This window comes from Pseudomonas sp. CBZ-4, assembly GCF_000346755.1.
In the GTDB taxonomy this organism is placed as follows: Bacteria; Pseudomonadota; Gammaproteobacteria; order Pseudomonadales; family Pseudomonadaceae; genus Aquipseudomonas.
Genome location: NZ_ANNV01000131.1, coordinates 1 through 15,585 on the forward strand (window position 1 = coordinate 1; position 15,585 = coordinate 15,585).

A 15,585-nucleotide genomic window follows, 5' to 3' on the forward strand; every position below is an offset into this window, starting at 1 on the left:
TGACCCACCGCTATCGCAGGCAAGCCAGCTCCCACACAAGCCAGCCCCCAATGGGCGCTATTGCGCGGCGGGCAACAGGAACCGCGCAATCACCGGCAAATGGTTGGAAATACGCAACGTATCGTCCTGCCGCACCCTGGCTTCCACCCGCTTGATGCGCGGGCTATAGAACAGATAATCAAGGGTGCGATCCGGGCCATCAATGCTCGGATCATTCGGAAAGTTCGTCAGCCATTTCTCCCGATCAATGCCACTGGATTGGCTGTTGCTCGGGATCATCGGGTATTTGTCCCACAGCAGATGCAGCTCGCTGTCCGGCGAATACTGCCCGCGTTTAGCCGCGTCCAGGCGTAGGAATTGCCCCAGCGGCAGCAGGTTGAAATCCCCGCCGATCAACCAGGGTGTGCCCCGGCCTTCGAATTTATCCAGCAGCTTGAGGGTGGCTTGCACTTGCGCCTGCACCGCACTGCGCCCAGGTGCGTTGCCGTCCAGGCGGGTGTTGAGGACGGCCAGTTGGCCACCGTCGCTCAGCGGCAGGTAAGTCAACAGCAGCGCCGGCTTGGGTTGGAACTGGCGGCTGAGGATATTGGCCTCGGGCGCCGGCAATTGCAGGCGCTCGGCATGTTCGATCTGGTAGCGGCTGAGGGTCGCCAGCTTGCGGCCGACGCTGCCGAAGATGTGGCGGTCGGGGACGAAGTCGGCTTTCCAGTCGAAGGCCTGGGCGCTGCAGGGGTAGAGGTCGACCAGGCGTTCCTGCAACAGGGCAAGCTGGTCCTGGTAGTGGGAGGGCTTGGCGTTTTCGTCGAGTTCCTGCAACAACAGGAGGTCGGGTTGTTCGTCGCGGATCACCCGGGCCACTTCGTCGAGGCTGAACGCCATGTCTTCGACGGTGGGGCGCTCGTCGGGGCCGCTGCCGTCGGCGGTGTCGTACCAGAAGACGTAGTTCTTGCCGGCCAGGTACTGCACGTTCCAGGTCATGACCTTGAGCGCCTGCCCCGGCAGCAGGGTCGGCGCACGCGGTGCCACGCAGCTGACGGGCAGGGTTTCCTTGGGTTCGGGGCGCCAGGTCAGGCTGTAGATCAGGGCAGTGAGCAGGCCTGCGCTGATCAGCAGGCCCAGCAGGGTGATGCGCAATAAACGGGTCATTGGCTCGGCTTATGGCGTTTCAGAGATGGCACGGAGCATATCACCGCGCGTCGGCGTCGCCACCGATCAGCATGAATAAACGGAACAGCACCACGCTGGTGAACAGCTGCAGGAAGCTGTGGGCGCTGTCCATCACCAACCCCAGCAGCGGCGCGGGCGTTGGGTAGGCCGCGACACTGGCGCCCTTGAGCAGCCACAGCGGCGCCATCACGCACAGCAGGCACACGAGGATGCGCCAGAAATGCCCACGGGTCAGGCGCAAGCTTTCCTTCATCGCCTCCAGCGCCGACATGCCGCGCAGCACCAACAGGTACTCGGCAAACGCCAGCACCACCATCAGCCACAGCCCCGGCAGGAAATACAGCGATAACCCCAGCAGGATCAACAGCGTGCTCATGGCTGTCAGCAGGGCAAAGCGCGGCCACAGGGTCAGGGCCATGGCCCATACATCCTTGGTGCGCGGCGACTCGCCACGGGTGCGGGCGTCGAGAAACAGGATCAGGGCGCCGGTGTACAGCGGGTACACCAGCAACCCCACCACCACGCTGTAGCCGGGGAACGCATCCGCGCCCAGCGTGTGGTCGAGTACCTGTTGCAGCAGGGCTTCGAGGATCACCAGCGGCAGGCACAACTGGACGATGGCGCCGAGGTTGCCGAGGGTGAAACGAAAGGAGTCGCGCAGTACGTCTAACGGATTCATCAAGTTCTTCGCAGGCCTGAAAGCAAGGGCAACACTTTAACCGATCGTGACCTTTGGCACGCAAACGTAAACCTTGCGTAAAGACCATTGAAACAACTCGTAACACCCCCATAACTAGATCGCACTCAGCCTGACGTCAGGCGAGGCCACGATTTCTACCGGCAATCTAACGAGGTCGCCATGAACAGCGAAGAGCAAACCCTGATCGATGGACTGTTTTCACGGTTGCAACAAGCCGAAACGGACTCAGCCCCCCGCGACGCCCTGGCCGAAGCGCGGATCAAGGAGCACATGACGCGCCAACCGGCGGCCGGGTACTACATGACCCAGTCGATCCTGGTGCAGGAACATGCGCTCAAGAGCCTCGACGCGCAGAACAAGCAGCAGGCGCAGCAGATCCAGCAGTTGCAGGAAGAGTTAGAGCGCGCCAAAGCCCAATCGGCACCCGCCGCAGCGCCGAGCAGCGGTGGCTTCCTGTCGAGCATCTTTGGTGGCGGCGGTTCTCGTGAACAGCCACCGGCGCAGAGCGCGGCGCCATCGTCGGGTGGCTGGCGTGAACCGGCACGGCCGTCGTTCAGCCAACCGCCGGCGCCGCAGCAAAGTTATCAACAGCCTCCCGCCGCCGCGCCGGTGGGCAGCGGCTTCCTCGGTGGCGCGATGAAAACCGCGGCCGGTGTGGCCGGTGGTGTGTTGCTGGCCGAAGGCATCAGCAGCCTGTTCCATCACAACCAGCAGCCGCAGGTGGTGGAAGAGATCATCGAACAGCCGGCACCGGCCAGCGATCAAGGCGGCTGGGGTAATGACGACCAGAAGTTTGCCGGCAACGACAACTGGGGCAGCAACAACTCGGACAGCTTTGCCGACAGCGATTATTCCGACGATTCCTCCTCCTTTGGCGACGACGATTCCTTCGTCTGACACTCCCAAGCCCGGTGCGCTTCGTCGCCCCGGGCTGATTTTTCTCGGAAACGCCCCCATGGCTGGCATACTGGCGCCTTTGCGGGCGTGCGCGTCCGGCATCCAAGTGGCTGTCATGGGGAAGTGCGGTGAAGAAAATTGCAGTGTTCGCCGATGTACAAAACCTCTACTACACCGTGCGCCAAGCGTATGGCTGCCACTTCAACTACGCTGCCCTGTGGGCTGACATCAGTTCACGCGGGCAGATCGTCGAGGCGTACGCCTATGCCATCGACCGGGGCGACAGCAAGCAGCAGCAATTCCAGCAGATCCTGCGCAACCTGGGCTTCACGGTAAAACTCAAGCCGTATATCCAGCGCAGCGACGGCTCGGCCAAGGGCGACTGGGACGTGGGCATCACCCTCGACATCATGGACGCCGCCGACCACGTCGACGAAATCGTCCTGGCCTCCGGCGACGGTGATTTCGACATGCTGCTCGAGCGCATCATCCACAAGCATGGCGTTGAAGCCGTGGCCTACGGCGTACCGGGGCTGACGGCCAATTCGCTGATACGCGCTGCCAGCCGCTACGTGCCGATCGAAGGCGCGTTGCTGCTCAAATAAATGGTTAGACGGAGTTGGAACAGGTTTGGAACGTATAGCGGTCATCGACTTTGAAACCACCGGCATCAGCCCCAGCAGCCAGTGCCGCGCCACGGAAATCGCCGTGGTCATCCTCGAGCGCGGCCAGATCGTGGACCGCTACCAGAGCCTGATGAAAACCGGCGTGCACGTGCCCGCGTTCATCGAACAACTCACTGGCATCAGCAACGCCATGCTGCGCAGCGCGCCACCGGCGGAGCGGGTGATGAACGAGGTCAACGAGTTCGTCGGCACCACGCCGCTGCTGGCGCACAACGCCGCGTTTGACCAGAAGTTCTGGGACTTTGAGCTGGGCTTGATCCGCCGTACCCGTTTGCAGAAGTTTGCCTGCTCGTTGCTGCTGGCGCGACGGTTGATGCCTGCGGCGCCGAACCACAAGCTCGGCACGTTGAACACCTTTGCCCAACTGCCCCACACAGGCAAGGCTCACCGGGCGATGGCGGATGCGGAGATGGCGGCGAACCTGACGGCGCATCTGGCGCAGGAGTTGCGCGGTACCCACGGTTTGCGCGAATTGTCCCACGACCTGCTGTGCAGCTTGCAGAAAGTCCCTGCGGCAAAAATCACCGAACACCTGAAGAAACATCGCGGGTTTTAACCCCACCACATTCCCCTGTGGGAGCGGGCTTGCCCGCGATGACGGTGTGTCAGGCAGTGCAAATGCTGGCTGACCCACCGCCATCGCAGGCAAGCCCGCTCCCACAGGGGTTATGTGTCGTTCATCGGGACTGTGTGCAGTCCAGCGCCTGATCCACGACCACTTTCGCCATCTCCACCAAATCTGGTATCTGTTTCGATATTGGAAGAGGGCAAGGAGATTGGCGAAATGAGGGCTCAGATCAGCGAAAGGGTCATTCAATTGTTCGTTGAAATAATTGGCTTTATCGACCGTAGCCAAGTGTCGGAGCAAACGGACTTCATCCATGACTTCAAGATCATCGATGACGACCTGACCTGTTTCATCATGCAGATCAAGTGGCAATTCAACCTGCGTGCGACTCAGGAAGATTGGGATCACATCACCACGATCAAGCAGGTTGTCGATCTGATTAAACAGCGCTCAAGTCCGCTGTGAGGCAACTGACGCCATCGCGGGCAAGCCCGGCTCCCACAGTGGAATGCATTCCAACTGTGGGAGCTGGCTTGCCTGCGATAGCGATCGTTCAGCCACCACTTTTCCCATTGCTCTCCAACTGCGCCAACGGCACCCGCCGCTCTATCGCACTCGACAAAATAATCGACGTCTTGCTGAAGCCAAACTTGGCGACCCGGTTGATCAAATTTTCAAGCTCCGGCATCGAGCCCACAGCCGCCTGCATGATCACGCACGGATCACCCGTCACCCGATGGCATTCGGTCAGCTCGGGGATTTCCGCCAGGGCGTCGTACACCTTCTGGCTGCCGTGGTTGGTCAAGCGCAGCTCAATGACACACTGGATCGGCAAACCGACCTTGGACAGATCCACCTTGGCCTGATACCCCGTGATCACCCCGCTGGCCTCCAACTTGGCCACCCGTTCCGCCACGGCCGGTGCCGAGAGGTTCACCGTGCGTGCCAGCTGGGCGTAGGACGCACGGCCGTCTTCGAGCAAGGCGCTGAGGAGCATGCGGTCGTATTTGTCCATGATAAGGCTCCAGTTGCGTGTGGCTTTCGAAAGCATGGGTTATAGCCTTCATAACCATGCTTTGAAAAGTGTATGGGCGGTTTAAACAGGTTTTGTAACTTATGTTTAAGGGCCTGCCTTTTTAGAATAAGCATCCCATCTCCTGCCATAGAGCCACCCAATGCCTGGCCCAAGTCGCTTTCCCTTACCGTTGATCGCTGCCTTTTTTGCGTTGTATGTGATCTGGGGTTCCACCTACCTGGTGATCCGTATCGGCGTGGAGTACTGGCCGCCGCTGATGCTCGGCGGGATTCGCTTTTTGGCGGCGGGGGCGGTGATGTATGGCTATCTGCGCTGGCGCGGGGTGCCGGCGCCGACGTGGGAGCAGTGGAAGGCGTGCGCGAAGATCGGGATTTTGCTGCTGACCTTCGGCAACGGCGCGGTGACGTTGGCCGAGCATTCCGGGGTGTCGTCCGGGGTGGCCGCGCTGGCGGTGGCGACGGTGCCGTTGTTTACCTTGCTCTGTGGATATTTCTGGGGTGCACGTAATACTCGTCTGGAATGGGCGGGTGTGATCCTGGGGATCGCCGGCATTGCCATGCTCAACATGGGCAGCACCTTGCAATCGAGCCCGATGGGCGCAGCTTTGTTGCTGTTCGCGGCCGCTTCGTGGGCGTTCGGTTCGGTGTGGAGCCGCCGCTTGCCATTGCCCCAGGGCGCGATGGCCAGTGCGGCGGAGATGCTGGTGGCGGGCGTGACACTGTTGATCGGCAGCGCGCTGACCGGTGAACGCCTGCAAGCCATGCCGCCGCTTGAAGGCTGGCTGGCCCTGGCGTACCTGGCCGTGTTCGGTTCGATCATCGCCTTCAACGCCTATATGTACCTGCTCAAGCATGTGCGTCCGGCAGCGGCGACCAGTTACGCCTATGTGAACCCAGCGGTGGCGGTGTTGCTCGGGATCGTATTCGTCGGCGAAACCATCGGCATGGAAGAAGCCCTGGCGATGCTGGTGATCATCAGCGCGGTCCTGCTGATCAGCCTGCCCCAGTGGCGCAAGCCCAAGCCCGAAATAAGGTAAACTGCGGCGCATTGCGTGCTTGCGCTGAATTTTCCTACGGTAACTACATGACTTTCGCCTCCCTTGGCCTGATCGAACCCTTGCTGCGCGCCCTTGAGACGCTTGGCTACCAGACCCCGACGCCGGTGCAGGCGCAAGCCATTCCGGCGGTGCTGGCCGGTCGCGACCTGATGGCTGCGGCCCAGACCGGTACCGGCAAGACCGCCGGTTTCGCCTTGCCGTTGCTGCAACTGCTGACCATGGAAGGGCCGAAAGTCGCCGCCAACTCGGCGCGTGCACTGATCCTGTGCCCGACCCGCGAGCTGGCCGAGCAGGTCCACGCCAGCGTCGCCGAGTACGCGCAAAACCTGCCGCTGACCACTTACGCGGTATACGGCGGCGTGAGCATCAACCCGCAGATGATGAAGCTGCGCAAGGGCGTCGACATTCTGGTCGCCACCCCTGGCCGCCTGATCGACCTGTTCCGCCAGAACGCGCTGAAGCTCAACCAGCTGCAAACCCTGGTGCTGGACGAAGCCGACCGCATGCTTGACCTGGGCTTCTCCGAAGAGCTGGCGAACATCTACCGCATGCTGCCGAAAAAGCGTCAGACCCTGCTGTTCTCCGCGACGTTCTCCGATGACATCCGCCTGCTCGCCGGGCAGATGCTCAACGACCCGCTGAGCATCGAAGTCAGCCCGCGCAACGTTGCTGCCAACACCGTGAAACAGTGGGTGGTGCCGGTGGACAAGAAGCGCAAGCCAGAGCTGTTTGTGCACCTGATGCGCAAGGGCCGCTGGAAGCAGGTGCTGGTGTTCGCCAAGACCCGTAACGGCGTGGATGCGCTGGTGGACAAGTTGCAGGGCCTGGGCATCAACGCCGATGGCATCCATGGCGACAAACCCCAAGCCACGCGCCAACGCGCGCTGGACCGCTTCAAGTCGAGCGACGTGCAGATCCTGGTGGCCACCGACGTGGCGGCCCGTGGCCTGGATATCGAAGACCTGCCGCTGGTGGTCAACTTCGACCTGCCGATCGTGGCTGAGGACTACATCCACCGCATCGGCCGGACCGGTCGTGCGGGCAACACCGGTGAGGCGATTTCCCTGGTGTGTGCCGATGAAGTGAACATGCTGTCGGCCATCGAGATGCTCACGCGTCAGACGTTGACCCGCAAGATGGAGCCGGACTTCGAACCGGAGCACCGCGTGCCGGACACCGATGCCAGCGGGCAGGTGGTGAAGAAGCCGAAAAAACCGAAGAAGCCTAAAACGTCGGGTGGTGGCGGCAAGCGCAACCTGGGCAAGTGGGTGGACAGCGGTGAAGTGGCACCGTCGGAGCCTTCGATCAAGCCGGTACGCAAGGTGCCGGTGTTTAATACCGGGCCGCGTAAGAAGAAGTGATTTTGCGCTGTAGCTGATGGCCTCATCGCAGGCAAGCCAGCTCCCACATTTTGATGTGTGAACACCGTCAAATGTGGGAGCTGGCTTGCCAGCGATAGCGGCATCGAATCCACCACTAATCTCAGCGCTTAAGCCACTCCACCATCCCCCGCCCAGCCGCTCGCCCGCTGGCAAAACACCCCGTCAGCAAATACCCGCCCGTCGGCGCTTCCCAGTCCAGCATCTCCCCCGCACAAAACACCCCGGGCAATTGCTTGAGCATCAAGCGCTCATCCAACGCTTCGAACGGCACGCCGCCGGCGGTGCTGATCGCTTCGTCCATTGGCCGGGTTTTCACCAGCGGCAGCGGCAGGGCCTTGATTGCGGCGGCTAGCAGCATTGGATCGTTGAAGTGTTCGGCAGGCGCCAGCTCGCGCAACAGCGCTGCCTTGACGCCATCCAGCCCCAACTGGCTGTGCAAATGCTTGCTCATCGAACGCGAACCACGGGGTTTGGCCAGCGCGGCGTGAATCTTGTCCACAGGCTTGCTCGGCAACAGGTCGATATGCACCGTGGCCGAGCCGGTTTGGTTGATCGCTTCACGAATCGGTGCCGACAGGGCGTAGATCAGGCTGCCCTCGATACCGGTGGCGGTGACCACGCACTCGCCGAGCCGGGGTTTGTCGTCACTCAGGCCGATCGCGACATTCTTCAACGGTGCGCCAGCGAATTTGCTGACCATCAATTCACTCCAGGCCGACACCTCGAACCCGCAGTTGCTGGGTTGCAGCGGCACATTGCATACACCTCGGTCTTCCAGCAACTTGAGCCAGGCGCCGTCAGAGCCCAGGCGCGACCAACTGCCGCCGCCGAGGGCCAGCAGCACCGCATCGCTGTGGACAGTTTTCTCGCCGTCGGGACTGTGGATAAGTAAATCACCGCTGGCATTCCAGCCCGTCCAGCGATGGCGGGTGTGGATAACCACGCCCTGGTCCCGCAGGCGCTTGAGCCAGGCGCGCAACAGCGGCGCGGCTTTCATGTCGGTAGGAAACACCCGGCCAGAGGTGCCGACAAAGGTTTCGATACCCAGGCCGTGTATCCATTCGCACAACGCCTCGGCGCCAAACCCACGCAGCAGCGGGGCCATGTGCGGTGCACGTTCGGCATAGCGCGACAGGAAAGCCGGGTAAGCCTCGGAATGGGTAATGTTCATGCCGCCCACGCCGGCCAGCAGGAATTTTCGCCCCACGGAAGGCATGCCATCGTACACATCCACGCGCAGCCCCGCCTGGCTCAAGACTTCGGCGGCCATCAGCCCGGCAGGGCCGCCGCCGATGATGGCGACGTGTTGAGGTGGGGTCTGGGGCATGGCAAGGGCTACGGTCGACTAAACAGGGCGAGCATTCTACCCGACGAGAACACAAACGACTGATCAAAAAATGTACAGCTTCCTACAAGCTATACAGTTACTGGCTCACAGAGGCTTACGCTCAAGTTATCCACAGGCCGTTCCACAGGCATTGTGGGTAACGCCCACAACTCAATGACAGCCTGATGACGCCCACACCCGCTGTGCGCTGTGGTGCAGGATGCCGTGGCGACGGGCCAGGGCAGGGCGGTCCTTGCTGTAGCCGCCGCCGATCACGCCCATCACCGGGATATCGCGGCCCAGGCAGTGGCGCATCACGCTTTCATCGCGGGCGGCGACGCCTTGGTCTGTCAGTTTGAGGTAACCGAGGGCGTCGTCCTTGTGCACATCGACGCCGGCGTCGTACAGCACCAGGTCTGGCTGGTAGAGCGGCAGCAGGTAGTTGAGCGCGTCGTCCACCACCTTGAGGTAATCGCCGTCGCCCATGCCCATGGGCAGCGGGATATCCCAATCACTCTGGGCCTTGCGCGCGGGGAAGTTTTTTTCGCAGTGCAGCGACACGGTGATGGCGTCCGGCGTGTCGTGGAGGATGCGTGCGGTGCCATCACCCTGGTGCACGTCGCAGTCGAAGATCAGCACGCGGTTGACCCGGCCGCTGGCCAGCAGGTAATGGCTGATCACCGCGAGGTCATTGAAGATGCAGAAGCCGGCCGGGTAATCGTAGTGGGCGTGGTGGGTGCCACCGGCCAGGTGGCAGGCGAGGCCGTGCTCCAGCGCCTGTTCGGCGGCGAGGATGGAGCCGCCGACCGCACGCACGGTGCGCCGGGCGAGGGCTTCGTTCCACGGCAGGCCGAGGCGGCGCTGGTCTTCGCGGGACAATTCGCCGCCCATGTAGCGTGCGATGTAGCCAGGATCGTGGGCCAGGGCCAGGATCTCGGGTGGGCACAACTGCGGGCGCAGCAGTTGGCTGTCCTCGGTCAACCCGCTGGACACGAGGTGGTCACGCAACAGGCGGAACTTGTCCATGGGGAAGCGGTGGTCCGCCGGGAACTCGGGGCTGTAGTCGTCGTGGTAGATCAGTGGCAAAGGCATGGGATTTTCTGATGGGAACCTGCGACGGATCTTACCCGCGTTGTACACTCACGCACATCGCAAGGGAGGGGACCCATGGAGCCGATACTCGAACTGGAAAGCGCACGGCTGGTGCTGCGCCAATGGCGCGACAGCGACCTGCCGGAGTTTGCGCGCATGTGCGCCGACGACCAGGTGATGCGCTACTTCCCGGCCAAGTTGAGCCACCTGGAAAGCGCCGCGCTGATCGGGCGGATCCGTGGCCACTTCGCCGAATACGGCTTTGGCCTATGGGCCTTGCAGCGCAAGGATACAGGCGAGTTCATCGGCCTCACCGGGCTGCTGAATGTCGGCTTTGACGCGGCGTTCACCCCGGCGGTCGAGATTGGCTGGCGCCTGGCCCGCGAGCACTGGGGCCTGGGTTACGCAAGCGAGGCGGCCTGGACCGCATTACGCGCGGGATTCGATCGCTTGCAACTGGATGAAATCGTCGCTTTCACCACCGAAGCCAACATGCCCTCACAAAAAGTCATGCAGGCCATCGGTATGCATTACGATCCCCAGGCAGATTTTGCACACCCCAAGGTCGCAGCCGATGACCCGCTGCGCCATCATGTGTTGTACCGCATCACCCGCGCCCAATGGTTGGACACGCTGCACGGATAAGCAGCCCGGAATGCCCCATAGATTGTAGGAGTTGCTCTATGAGCCAAGTATTGGAAGATCTGGTGGACCTGCTGACCCTGGAGCCGATCGAGGAAAACCTCTTTCGCGGCCGCAGCCAGGACCTGGGTTTTCGCCAACTGTTCGGCGGCCAGGTGCTCGGCCAGTCGCTGTCGGCTGCCAGCCAGACCGTAGAAGAAGCGCGGCACGTGCACTCCCTGCATGGTTATTTCCTGCGCCCCGGCGATGCAAAATTGCCGGTGGTGTATTCGGTGGACCGCGTGCGCGATGGCGGCAGTTTCAGCACGCGCCGCGTCACCGCGATCCAGAAGGGCCACCCGATCTTCACCTGCAGCGCCTCGTTCCAGTACGACGAAGAGGGCTTTTCGCACCAGAGCACCATGCCCGTGGTGGTCGGCCCGGAGAACCTGCCGTCGGAGCTGGAACTGACCCAGCAACGCGCGCACCTGATCCCCGAGCACATGCGCGACAAGCTGCTGTGCCCCAAGCCCATCGAAGTGCGCCCGGTCACCGAAAAAGACCCGTTCAACCCGCAGCCGTCCGACCCGGTCAAGTACGTATGGTTTCGTGCCGATGGCGCCCTGGCCGACACGCCTGCGCTGCATAAATACCTGCTGGCCTACGCCTCGGATTTCGGCTTGCTGACCACCTCGCTGCTGCCCCATGGCAAGACCGTGTGGCAGAAAGACATGCAGGTCGCCAGCCTCGACCATGCGCTGTGGTTCCACGCCGACCTGCGCGCGGACGACTGGTTGCTGTACGCCATGGACAGCCCGTGGGCCGGCAATTCCCGTGGGTTCTCCCGAGGCAGCGTGTACAACCGCGCCGGGCAACTGGTGGCGTCGGTGACCCAGGAAGGCTTGATCCGCCATCGCAAGGATTGGGCATGAGCCTGTCAGACGTTAAACACTGGGTATTCGACATGGACGGCACCCTCACGGTGGCCGTGCATGATTTTGCGGCGATTCGCGAGGCGCTGGAAATTCCGCCTGAGGACGACATCCTCACTCACCTGGCGGCTTTGCCCCAGGAGGTTGCGGCGGCCAAGCATGCGTGGTTGCTGGAACATGAGCGCGAGCTGGCGCTGGGTTCGGTGGCTGCAGAGGGCGCCGTGGAACTGGTGCGTGAGCTGGCCGGGCGTGGTTATCGCTTGGGCATCCTGACGCGTAATGCGCGGGAACTGGCACACATCACTCTGGAGGCGATTGGCTTGGCGGACTGCTTTGCCATCGAAGATGTGCTGGGGCGTGATGATGCCAAGCCGAAGCCGGATCCTGATGGATTGTTGAAACTGGCGGCGGCGTGGGATGTGGCGCCGGCGGAGATGGTGATGGTGGGGGATTACCGCTTTGACCTGGATTGCGGCCGGGCGGCGGGGACGCGCACGGTGTTGGTGAATTTGCCGGAGAACCCGTGGCCGGCGCTTGTCGACTGGCATGCTGAGGATTGCGCGGCCTTGCGCCGGATGATCTAGATAGGCCTCTGCAGATCAAATGTGGGAGCTGGCTTGCCTGCGATAGCTAACGGTCAGTTGAAATATGTTCAGCTGACCCACCGCAATCGCAGGCAAGCCAGCTCCCACATTTTTGATTGGGTTTCTTCAGTTGTTATTGTGCAAACAGGACTTTCTGGCCTTCAGGCGATGTAAACATCCCATCCCCGTTATGCCCCACCCCCGGCACCTCAATCAACCGATGCCCCAACTGCGGATGCCGCTGCTTGAGGTAGTCAAAATAGTTGTGCCCACGAATCAACCGATACGCACCCTGGGTTTCGGCCTCGCAGCCTTTGTCCAGCGCGTGATGATTCGGGTCGGTGTCCTGCTGGCCCAGCAGGTAAGTGATGTTGCGTGACACGTAAGCCTGTTCAAGCGCCTCGACGCTTCTGCCTTTGGCGTAAGCCGGCAAGTTCCGCATGCCGTATTTCCAGTCGTTGAAACCCGGGCAACTGGCCGCATCGAATTTCATTGGCCGCTGCGGGCTGAAGTAGGCGTAGGACGAAGGATTCGCCACCACATACCGCAGGCCGATGCCTTCGGTTTGCAGCTTCGGGTGGTCGTGGCTGGTGAGGGCAAAGCGCTGCACCACCTGGCCGCCACCGGAATGTCCGGCCACCACGATTTCCTTCAGCGCCGGGAACAGCTTGCGGTTGCCCAAGTGCTTGATGATTTGGTCGAGTGCGCCGTAGGAACTGATGTGGCCCGGGCCGGTGGACGGCTCGCCGGCCATCCAGCCATTGTCGGTCCAGCGCAGGATCTGCTTGTCCAGATGCTCATGCTGCGCATCCGACTCGATCAGAAAACGCGGGGCGATGACCAGGGTGCTGGCGCCTTGTCCGGCATTTTCGGCGGCCTTCTCGCCACTTTCCAGGTAGGTCTGCGCATCGCGCAGGCGACCGTGCACGATGATCAGCGCACGGGTCACGTCGGGTAGCGGCTGGCGCCAATCCTGGCTCAGGCCGACGCTGAGGTCGCCGGCCTCCAGGGGGAATCGATCAAGACTGGCTTCCTTGGCGCCGTGTCCGGCCGCCCAGGTTGAACAACTGACTAACAGGCCCAGCAGCAATCCCAATCGTTTATTCATTTAAAGACTCTTGGCGGAAAAGGTATCGCATTGAGTGATCTGGCCCTGGGCGAAGCCGGTCTTGAACCAGCGTACGCGCTGCGCCGAGGTGCCGTGGGTAAACGAGTCCGGCACCACGCGGCCCTGACCCTGTTGCTGCAAACGGTCATCGCCGATGGCGTTGGCCGCGTTCAGGGCTTCTTCGATGTCGCCGGGTTCCAGCCAGTTCAGGCGTTTTTGCGCGCGGTTGGCCCACACCCCGGCGAAGCAGTCGGCTTGCAGTTCCTGGCGTACCAGCAGGCCGCCGTCGCCCTGCATCTGCCGGCCCTGCTGGCGTGCGGCCTGGATTTTCGACGAGATACCCAGCAACGTCTGCACATGGTGCCCGACTTCGTGGGCGATCACGTAGGCCTGGGCGAAGTCGCCCGCAGCCTGGAAGCGTTGGGACATTTCGCGGAAGAAATCCAGGTCCAGGTACACCTGCTGGTCTGCCGGGCAATAGAACGGGCCGCTGGCCGATGTGGCCCCACCGCAAGCGGAATTCACCCGGCCGCGGAACAGGATCAGTTTCGGGTTCTTGTAGGCCAGGCCGTTTTCCTGGAACACCTGGGCCCAGGTGTCTTCGGTATCGCCGAGCACCGCGCGGACAAAATCCGCCTGCTCATCGTTGGCCGGCGGCGCCTGGCGCGTCTGGGTGCTGACCGACGGCGCCTGCTCCATCTGGCCGGTGAGCTGGCCGAGGATCTGCAACGGGTCCTGGCCGGTCAGCCAGCCAATGCCGACGATCAGCACGATGGCGGTCAGGCTCAGGCCCTTGCCACCGCCAAAGCGCATGCCGCCACCGCCACCGCCGCCGCCACTGTCATCGCGGGCATCCACCACGTTGTCGCTGCGTCGGCCTTTTTTCCATAGCATGGGGGCAATCCTCTCGGTGAACGGTCCTACAAGTAAGTGGGATGAGTATGGACGTTATTAGCGGCAGTAGCCTTCGCCGGTTGCCACGATCAGGCAGTCCTTTTTATCTGCCAGCCACTTCAGGCCGGTGGCTTCGCCGTCACCGGCGCGCAGCAGTTGCGGGCCGTCCGGGCGGGTGAAGGCGATGCCGTCTTCGGCGGCTTCACCTTTGAAGGTGCCCGAGTCGTCGGCGTCGAGGCCGTATTGCATGGTGAGGAGGTAGTGACCCCGGCCGATGCTGTCGTCCTTGGCGATGGTCAGGTGCAGGCCCTCGACGCCCACCCACTTGCCGACCCATTGGTCGGTGGGCGGGGTTGCTGGCACCAGCGTCGCTTGCACGGAGGCGGGCGCGGGTTTTGGTGCTTCCTTGGCTTCCTGGTTGCAAGCGGCAAGCAGGGCGACGGCAGACAGAACGAACAGGGTTTTTTTCATAGCGGCAGGCCTTGGCTAAAAAGTGTGCAACGTACGGGCAAACGTGGGACGTTGGACTTCAATCCCGTGATTTAGTGCGCTGTTCGCACAGTGTTTGGTTATGCTCTTGGGGCAGACGCCGGCCCGGCTGCTAGATTACCGGGTTGAGCAGCCCGCGTTCAGCCCGTCATGCAAGAGAACTCAATGACCGTCAGCACTCCCCTCTCCGGCGTCAACCACCCCTTCAAAGGCATTTTGCTGATTGTGGTGGCCACTTTCCTGTTCTCCAGCCACGACGCCTTGTCCAAATACCTCGCCGGGTTCTACCCGATCGTGATGGTGGTGTGGGCGCGCTACCTGGTGCACACCTTGCTGATGGCCGGGATTTTCCTGCCGCAATCGGGCCTGCGCGTGCTGCGCAGCAAACGGCCGGGCATGCAGGTGGTGCGGGCGTTGTGCCTGTTGGGCACCAGCCTGTTCTTTACGGCGGCGCTGCATTACATCCCGTTGGCGGAAGCCACAGCGGTGAACTTCCTCGCACCGATCCTGGTGACAGCCCTCTCGGTGCCGCTGCTGGGCGAGCACGTCACACGTGGCCAGTGGCTGGCGGTGATCTGCGGGTTTGTCGGCGTGTTGATCATCATCCACCCCGGCGGTGAACTGTTCACCCCGGCGGTGCTGCTGCCGCTGTGTTCGGCGCTGTTCTTCTGCTTCTACCAGTTGCTCACGCGCATCCTCAGCCAATACGACACACCAACCACCAGCAACTTCTTCGCCGGCCTGTGCAATACCTTGGTGATGAGTGCGCTGGTGCCGTTCTTCTGGCAGATCCCGACGCTGTGGCACGGTGTGTTGATGCTGGCGCTGGGCACCTGCGGGATGACCGCGCATTTGCTGTTGACCCAGGCGTTCCGCTTCGCGGCGCCGGCCTTGCTGGCGCCGTTCGGCTATTGCCAGATCGTGTTTGCGGGGTTGTTGGGTTGGCTGGTGTTCAACCATACCCCCGACGTGACCACGGTGGTCGGCATCGGGGTGATCTGCATGAGCGGGCTGGCCGCTGCCTGGCAGCAGCGGCGTCGGTAGA

At 62.3% G+C, this 15,585-nt stretch carries 18 protein-coding genes; 10 read left to right on the forward strand and 8 right to left on the reverse strand.

The genetic code is table 11. The features are described from left to right. Positions 1-57: 57 nt before the first annotated feature. Together B348_RS0117565 and B348_RS0117570 are read right to left on the reverse strand one after the other, a co-directional pair. Positions 58-1,146 carry an endonuclease/exonuclease/phosphatase family protein gene (locus B348_RS0117565; protein WP_017737379.1) on the reverse strand — a complete coding sequence of 363 codons (1,089 nt, stop codon included), beginning with the start codon at positions 1,144-1,146 and terminating at the stop codon, positions 58-60. Between the two features lie 40 nt (positions 1,147-1,186). After that, a complete protein-coding gene (locus B348_RS0117570) occupies positions 1,187-1,846 on the reverse strand; it encodes a YciC family protein (protein WP_017737380.1) in 660 nt (219 codons plus the stop codon). Between the two features lie 180 nt (positions 1,847-2,026). Here B348_RS0117570 and B348_RS0117575 point away from each other — a divergent pair, with 180 nt between their 5' ends. The 4 genes from B348_RS0117575 (at position 2,027) to B348_RS0117590 (ending at position 4,483) form a co-directional block, all read left to right on the forward strand. Next, entirely contained in the window at positions 2,027-2,764 is a 738-nt protein-coding gene (locus tag B348_RS0117575; RefSeq protein WP_017737381.1) for a DUF2076 domain-containing protein, read from the forward strand. 128 nt (positions 2,765-2,892) lie between these two features. Further along, on the forward strand, positions 2,893-3,369 hold the full coding sequence (locus B348_RS0117580) for an NYN domain-containing protein (RefSeq protein ID WP_026136858.1): 477 nt from the start codon (positions 2,893-2,895) through the stop codon (positions 3,367-3,369). Between the two features lie 25 nt (positions 3,370-3,394). Further along, positions 3,395-4,006, forward strand: coding sequence for a PolC-type DNA polymerase III (locus B348_RS0117585; RefSeq protein ID WP_017737383.1), 612 nt, complete (start codon positions 3,395-3,397; stop codon positions 4,004-4,006). Positions 4,007-4,234: 228 nt separating this feature from the next. Beyond that, a complete protein-coding gene (locus tag B348_RS0117590) occupies positions 4,235-4,483 on the forward strand; it encodes an acyl carrier protein (RefSeq protein ID WP_017737384.1) in 249 nt (82 codons plus the stop codon). Between the two features lie 88 nt (positions 4,484-4,571). On the opposite strand, the gene B348_RS0117595 is transcribed toward B348_RS0117590, so the two are convergent. After that, positions 4,572-5,033 (reverse strand): Lrp/AsnC family transcriptional regulator, encoded by a 462-nt coding sequence (locus tag B348_RS0117595; RefSeq protein ID WP_017737385.1) that lies wholly within the window; start codon positions 5,031-5,033, stop codon positions 4,572-4,574. A 160-nt stretch (positions 5,034-5,193) separates the two neighbouring features. Between B348_RS0117595 and yedA the strand changes: the two genes are divergently transcribed. Both yedA and B348_RS0117605 read left to right on the forward strand, forming a co-directional pair. Further along, a complete protein-coding gene (gene yedA, locus B348_RS0117600; RefSeq protein WP_017737386.1) occupies positions 5,194-6,090 on the forward strand; it encodes a drug/metabolite exporter YedA in 897 nt (298 codons plus the stop codon). Between the two features lie 47 nt (positions 6,091-6,137). Next, complete coding sequence (locus tag B348_RS0117605) at positions 6,138-7,472, forward strand: DEAD/DEAH box helicase (protein ID WP_017737387.1); 1,335 nt, start codon at positions 6,138-6,140, stop codon at positions 7,470-7,472. Between the two features lie 121 nt (positions 7,473-7,593). Here B348_RS0117605 and B348_RS0117610 read toward each other — a convergent pair whose 3' ends face one another. Both B348_RS0117610 and B348_RS0117615 read right to left on the reverse strand, forming a co-directional pair. Continuing rightward, positions 7,594-8,820, reverse strand: coding sequence for a TIGR03862 family flavoprotein (locus B348_RS0117610; RefSeq protein ID WP_017737388.1), 1,227 nt, complete (start codon positions 8,818-8,820; stop codon positions 7,594-7,596). A 171-nt stretch (positions 8,821-8,991) separates the two neighbouring features. After that, complete coding sequence (locus B348_RS0117615; protein WP_017737389.1) at positions 8,992-9,912, reverse strand: histone deacetylase; 921 nt, start codon at positions 9,910-9,912, stop codon at positions 8,992-8,994. 75 nt (positions 9,913-9,987) lie between these two features. Between B348_RS0117615 and B348_RS0117620 the strand changes: the two genes are divergently transcribed. Genes B348_RS0117620 through B348_RS0117630 form a run of 3 tightly spaced genes read left to right on the forward strand, consistent with a single transcriptional unit; the run spans position 9,988 to position 12,049 of the window. After that, on the forward strand, positions 9,988-10,557 hold the full coding sequence (locus B348_RS0117620) for a GNAT family N-acetyltransferase (RefSeq protein ID WP_017737390.1): 570 nt from the start codon (positions 9,988-9,990) through the stop codon (positions 10,555-10,557). Positions 10,558-10,595: 38 nt separating this feature from the next. Then, a complete protein-coding gene (gene tesB / locus B348_RS0117625; RefSeq protein ID WP_017737391.1) occupies positions 10,596-11,465 on the forward strand; it encodes an acyl-CoA thioesterase II in 870 nt (289 codons plus the stop codon). After that, a complete protein-coding gene (locus tag B348_RS0117630) occupies positions 11,462-12,049 on the forward strand; it encodes an HAD family hydrolase (protein WP_017737392.1) in 588 nt (195 codons plus the stop codon). Before tesB ends, B348_RS0117630 begins: the two co-directional genes overlap by 4 nt. A 133-nt stretch (positions 12,050-12,182) precedes the next feature. Here the strand turns inward: B348_RS0117630 and B348_RS0117635 are convergent, their stop codons facing one another. From B348_RS0117635 to B348_RS0117645, 3 genes are read right to left on the reverse strand one after another with little or no spacing between them, the layout of a single operon-like run. Then, positions 12,183-13,157, reverse strand: a complete 975-nt coding sequence (locus B348_RS0117635) for a hypothetical protein (RefSeq protein ID WP_017737393.1) — start codon at positions 13,155-13,157, stop codon at positions 12,183-12,185. Next, on the reverse strand, positions 13,158-14,051 hold the full coding sequence (locus tag B348_RS0117640; protein ID WP_017737394.1) for a neutral zinc metallopeptidase: 894 nt from the start codon (positions 14,049-14,051) through the stop codon (positions 13,158-13,160). Between the two features lie 57 nt (positions 14,052-14,108). After that, positions 14,109-14,522: a lipoprotein gene (locus B348_RS0117645; RefSeq protein WP_017737395.1), complete on the reverse strand. Its 414-nt coding sequence runs from the start codon at positions 14,520-14,522 to the stop codon at positions 14,109-14,111. A 183-nt stretch (positions 14,523-14,705) separates the two neighbouring features. Here B348_RS0117645 and B348_RS0117650 point away from each other — a divergent pair, with 183 nt between their 5' ends. Beyond that, entirely contained in the window at positions 14,706-15,584 is an 879-nt protein-coding gene (locus B348_RS0117650) for a DMT family transporter (RefSeq protein WP_017737396.1), read from the forward strand. Position 15,585: the final 1 nt, after the last annotated feature.